This window comes from Arthrobacter sp. Y3225116, from assembly GCF_059091245.1.
Map to the genome: position 1 here is coordinate 1 of NZ_JBNHGL010000350.1, position 2,261 is coordinate 2,261.

Genomic DNA, 2,261 nt, shown 5'->3' on the forward strand with positions numbered 1-2,261 from the left:
CCGCATCCTGTCCGGCGGCCGTGCGTAGGCCGGCGGGCGGGCTGTCCGTCCGCGTCCGGGTACTGGCCGCCGTGCTCGCCCTTTCGGCCCTGGGCCTGCTGGTCGCCGGATCGGTGGCGTTCGCGCTGCAGCGCTCCCATATCATCCAGCGGGTGGACGACTCGCTGCAGCGCAGCGTCAGCGAGTTCAAGACGCTGGCGGCGACAGGCATCGACCCGGACACGGGCGAACCCTTCACGCAGGCCAGCCGGTTGGTCTTCCTGGCGATGGAGCGGACGCTTCCCTCCGCCAACGAAGGCATGCTTGGCCTCGTCGACGGGAAAGTGACATACACGGCGAGCCCGTCCGTGCGGCTCAGGCTCGAGCGGGATGCCGAACTCGTAGCCCTGCTGGGCCCGGACGCAACTGCGTCCGACCGGGTGGTGCTCAGCACCATGGAGACGTCGACCACGACGTACCGGGTGGTCACCGTGCCGGTGCAGCTCTCCTCCGACCCCGCCCACAGCACGTTCGTGCTGGCCTACGATTACGACGCCGAGCTGCAGCAACTTGACGACATCTTCCTGACCTACGCACTGATCGGGTTCGGTTCGCTGGTACTCATCGGCGCCGTCGGCTGGCAGGTGGCCGGCCGGCTGCTGGCACCCATCCGGCTGGTGCGCGAAACGGCACAGCGGATCACCGACGCGGACCTGACCCAGCGCATCCCGGTGAGCGGCAACGACGACATCTCCGAACTCTCCCGCACCTTCAACGACATGCTGGACCGCCTGGAGGCATCCATGACGGCGCAGCGGCAACTGCTGGACGACGTCGGACACGAACTGCGCACTCCCATCACCATCCTGCAGGGCCACCTGGAACTGCAGGACCCGCGCGACCCGGCGGACGTCGAGTCGGTGCGCGGCATCGCCTTGGACGAGCTGGACCGGATGCGGCTGCTCGTCGACGACCTGGTCCTGCTGGCCAAGGCGGAACGTCCCGGCTTCGTGAGCCCGTCCGACGTCGAGGTGGGGCAGCTGACCGACGACGTGCTGGACAAGGCTCGGCCGCTGGGCGCCAAGCGCTGGACCGTCGATGCACGGGCCGAAACCCGCTGGCCGCTCGACGGGCGGCGGATCACCCAGGCCTGGCTGCAGTTGGCGGCCAACGCCGTGAAATTCTCCGAGCCGGGGTCCACGGTGGCGATCGGTTCGGCCGTGCGCGGCAACGAGCTGCGGCTGTGGGTCAGGGACGAGGGCACGGGCATCCTCCCGGAGGACCAGGGCAGGATTTTCGACCGCTTCGCACGCGGCAGCAACGGGACGCGGGCGGAAGGCTCGGGACTGGGGCTGACCATCGTCAGCGCCATCGCCGCGGCGCACGGCGGCAGCGTTGAACTGGCCTCGGCGCCGGGCGCCGGTTCCACTTTCACGGTCGTGCTCACCGGCCCGGAGGCGGGCGCAGACAAGGAGGAGACAGCGTGAGCCAGATTCTGATCATTGAGGACGAGGACAGGATCAGTTCCTTCGTGGCCAAGGGCCTGAAGGCCGCCGGCTACGTGCCCACCGTCGCCGGCACCGGGCGGGAGGGCTACCATCTGGCCATGACCGGGGACTTCGAGCTGGCCATCCTCGACCTGGGGCTGCCCGACCAAGACGGCTTCACCGTGCTGCGCCGCCTGCGCGAGGGCCGCAACGACATCCCGGTGATCATCCTCACCGCCCGCAGCTCGGTGGACGACACCGTTGCCGGGCTGGAGAACGGTGCGGACGACTACATGTCCAAGCCGTTCCGGTTCGAGGAACTGCTGGCCCGGGTGCGGCTGCGCCTGCGCTCCGAGGCGCAGCCGGCCGACCTGGCCATCCTCGGCAGCGGCACGCTGAGCCTGGACCTGCGGACCCGGCGGGCCAGCGTCGGCGGGCGGGAGGTGGATCTCTCCGCCCGGGAGTTCGCCCTCGCCGAGGCCTTCCTGCGGAATCCGGGCCAGGTGCTCAGCCGCGAGCAGTTGCTCTCGCGGGTCTGGGGATACGACTTCGACCCCGGCTCGAACATAGTGGACGTGTACGTCCGCTACCTGCGCAACAAGCTCGGGGCGGAGAAGTTCGCCACCGTCCGCGGCATGGGCTACCGCCTCGTCGCCGACGCCTGAGGCAAGGTCCGGTCAGGCCGCGCCGGCGGCCAGGTCCTCGGCGATGGCAAGCCGCTGCCGGGCGTCCTGCTGCCACCCGTCACCCTCCCCGGAGGTCTTCGCTCCGGCCACCAGCGACAGCGCCACGCCG

2 protein-coding genes are annotated in these 2,261 nt (G+C 70.1%); both read left to right on the plus strand.

The window, feature by feature from the left end:
* On the plus strand, positions 1-1,466 hold a 1,466-nt coding region (locus AC5RV2_RS17195; protein WP_494093347.1), incomplete at its 5' end, for a sensor histidine kinase.
* Entirely contained in the window at positions 1,463-2,131 is a 669-nt protein-coding gene (locus AC5RV2_RS17200; RefSeq protein ID WP_494067432.1) for a response regulator transcription factor, read from the plus strand. The genes AC5RV2_RS17195 and AC5RV2_RS17200, both read left to right, overlap by 4 nt.
* The last annotated feature ends 130 nt before the right edge of the window (positions 2,132-2,261 follow it).